The 1421-nt window shown below is 60.5% G+C and carries 1 protein-coding gene; it reads left to right on the top strand.

The window, feature by feature from the left end; translation table 11 throughout:
- The coding region (locus O1W68_RS21475; protein ID WP_269307030.1) for a condensation domain-containing protein at window positions 1-1421 on the top strand (1421 nt) is incomplete at both ends.

Here is a 1421-nt window from a genome sequence, read left to right as displayed (position 1 = left end):
GCCGTCGGTGGGTGGTTTGGCGGTTCGGGTGGAGCAGTCGGTGGGGTCGGGGGATCGGGTTGCGTTGGTGGCGCGGGAGCGTCCGGGTGTGGTGCCGTTGTCGTTGGCGCAGCAGCGGATGTGGTTCTTGAACCGATTCGATGCCGGTTCGGCGGCGTACAACGTGCCGGTCGCCATCAGGTTGTCGGGTGAATTGGATGCCGCAGCCGTAGAGGCCGCGGTGCGAGATGTCATTGAACGGCACGAGTCTCTCCGCACGATGTACCCCGAGACCGAGGACGGCCCGATCCAGTTCGTCGTCCCGGCGGAACGGGTCAAGCCCGACATCGAGGTCGTCGAGATCGATGCTTCGGACGTCGAGAGCCGGGTGCGTGCGCTGGCATCGACGACGTTCGATGTGACGACGGAGATTCCGCTGAGGGTTCGGTTGTTCACCATCTCTTCGACGGAACATGTACTTGCTCTGGTGGTGCACCATATTTCGGCGGATGGTTCCTCGATGGGTCCGTTGACGCGTGATGTGATGGTTGCGTATTCGGCACGTTCTGCCGGTGAGGCCCCTGGTTGGGCTCCGTTGCCGGTGCAGTACGCCGATTACGCGTTGTGGCAGCGTGAGGTTCTCGGTAGTGAGGGCGATCCGGATTCGATTGCTGCCCAGCAGGTGTCGTACTGGAAGAGCGCTTTGGCCGGTTTGCCGGATCAGTTGGATTTGCCGATGGATCGTCCGCGTCCGGCGGTGCAGTCGTATGCGGGAGATCGAGCGGACTTCGCGGTCGATGCGGATTTGCATGCGCGCCTCGTGCAGCTTGCGCGTCGGACGAACAGCACACTGTTCATGGTGGTGCATTCGGCGATGGCAGTGTTGTTCGCTCGATTGTCGGGTACCGATGACATTGCTATCGGTACTCCGTTCGCGGGGCGTAGCGACAAGGCGTTGGACGACATTATCGGGATGTTCGTCAATACGTTGGTCTTCCGTAGTCGGGTGGATTCTTCGATGACGTTCGAGGAGTTGTTGGCGCAGACTCGGGCGAGTGATTTGCAGGCGTTTGCGCATGCGGATGTGCCGTTCGAGCGTTTGGTGGAGGTGCTCAATCCGGTTCGGTCGACGGCGCGGCATCCGTTGTTCCAGGTGGGCTTGTCTTTCCAGAATCTTGCGCAGAGTTCGCTGGAGTTACCCGGGTTGTCGGTCAGCGGTCTGGACGCCGATACAGGGATTTCGCAGTTCGATCTGCATTTGATCGTGACGGATCGTTACGACGAGGGGGGTCGTCCTCTGGGTGTGGGTGGGTATTTCACGTTTGCGACGGATTTGTTCGATCGGTCGACGGTGGATGGTTTTGCGGAGCGTTTGGTGAGTGTGTTGCGTGCTGTGGTGGGTGATTCGTCTGTGGTGGTGGGTGATGTGGAGTTGGTGGGTG

Origin of the sequence: Rhodococcus sp. H36-A4, from assembly GCF_027158005.1 — a bacterium.
In the GTDB taxonomy this organism is placed as follows: Bacteria; Actinomycetota; Actinomycetes; order Mycobacteriales; family Mycobacteriaceae; genus Rhodococcoides.
This window is presented reverse-complemented; position numbering and strand designations above follow the sequence as displayed.